The organism is Alteromonas sp. MMG017, assembly GCF_018100795.1.
Lineage (GTDB): Bacteria > Pseudomonadota > Gammaproteobacteria > Enterobacterales > Alteromonadaceae > Alteromonas.
The window spans coordinates 1-1,493 of the sequence record NZ_JAGJDY010000032.1 but is presented as its reverse complement, the minus strand read 5'-3'; the positions used below and the strand labels follow the sequence as shown (position 1 = coordinate 1,493).

The following is a 1,493-nucleotide window of genomic DNA, read 5'->3' as shown; positions in this document are numbered from 1 at the left end:
ATTATGCCCCACGTATCTGCGCCCCTTAGCTTAAAGTTATGCACCTACGGACACATTGAATGGACTCAGACATTGAATTAAATATCAGCTTTAGATTCTTTTCGCTTACAGAAGAATTATCCAACGAAATCAAATCAAGCCTTAAAGCCTCATCTTGTAGACCTAATAAAAAATTAGGTGGTTTTGTCGTGTGCGTTCCTCTGACACCATCTTCACTGGAATTTATAGGAAGTTTTGTAACTTCTAATAATGTAGAAGTAGAGAATACAGATATCTTCGTTTCATTTGTTACTGAGTACGATTCAAGAATCATTGATCTGCCAAATATTATCACTAAAGCTTCTTTTTCTATTGGCTCACCAGTTACACTCTCATATACGGTGGTTTAGGTGCATAACAACTCAATAAACTCACTCACTTCGTTCGCTGGGACGCATACACGCAGGGCCGCTTCGCTATTATGCCCCACGTGCCTGCGCCCGTTATTGAAAAGTTAGCTCTCAAGGAGTAGTCATGAATAAAGTTGATGAACAATTAACTTTTCGACTAAAAAAAACATTTAAGCTGTATATTAGATCTGCATTACAAAATGCACTTTCAGAAACACCTTCTGAGAGCGATGTATTACAAACAATAATAAATATACAGGCAGCTCTTGAATTAATAGGTAAATTTTTTGTTCTGCGACGTGAGGGCTGGAAAGGGATAGTTAAAAGCAAATTTCATGATAAATCTGAAACTGAGTTATTGTCGCTAATTGAAAAAGATGAAATACAGACAACACCTTTTTGGAAAAGCAAAGATTTCTTTTCTAATGAAATATACCTAAATTCAGATGATAAAGACCTACTGGATAAATTTCAGAGTCATAGAAATCAAGTTATGCATTTAGGCATGTCTACATTACCACATGGAATTCTTAATGAATCTATTTGGTTTATGGTTCGGATTATTAATCAACTTGAATGGCAAGATACCTTGCCAATGCAAGACCAGTATCTTGCCAATAGCCTTAAATCACTACTAGGCAATAGCCTTTATACAAGCTTATTGGCAAATTCTTGTTATATTGATGAATCAATTGATCGTGCTTTTGAATTGTACCCTGATGATATGAAACATTGTATACAGTGTGCCAACGAATCATGGGCTTTAACTGACGAACTCGATAGGGTCTGTTTTGTTTGTGGTTATCGTGGTGATCAAGATACATTTGGCTTTGCTGACTGTCCCCTTTGTGATGCTAAAGGGGAAGTAGTCTTTGATGCTTTAAACATTGGATACAATGAACATATTCGAGGTAAATGTTGTTCATGTAGAGAGTTTGTTAATGTTTCTAAATGCAAAACCTGTGATTGGGTATCACCATATCCACAAGTTTGTAACTCATGTGCATAGAGAGCTAACAAACTGTTTAACAAGGACAAAATACAGTTGGCTTTTGCTCCTTCGTCGCTAATTATAGCCAACTATATTTAGCCTGTTAACAGGGC

Annotated in this window: 2 protein-coding genes; both read left to right on the top strand. The window is 36.3% G+C overall.

All coding sequences use genetic code 11. The features are described 5' to 3' along the window. Positions 1-59: 59 nt before the first annotated feature. The gene (locus tag J8L84_RS20060) at positions 60-389 is read left to right on the top strand and encodes a hypothetical protein (RefSeq protein ID WP_211072250.1); all 330 of its coding nucleotides are present in this window, start codon (positions 60-62) and stop codon (positions 387-389) included. A gap of 124 nt (positions 390-513) precedes the next feature. Then, the gene (locus J8L84_RS20055) at positions 514-1,398 is read left to right on the top strand and encodes a hypothetical protein (RefSeq protein ID WP_211072249.1); all 885 of its coding nucleotides are present in this window, start codon (positions 514-516) and stop codon (positions 1,396-1,398) included. The last annotated feature ends 95 nt before the right edge of the window (positions 1,399-1,493 follow it).

Bases quoted from the DNA above. Each gene is read 5' to 3' on its own strand.
- J8L84_RS20060 (WP_211072250.1), top strand. From the start codon at position 60: ATGGACTCAGACATTGAATTAAATATCAGCTTTAGATTCTTTTCGCTT.
- J8L84_RS20055 (WP_211072249.1), top strand. From the start codon at position 514: ATGAATAAAGTTGATGAACAATTAACTTTTCGACTAAAAAAAACATTT.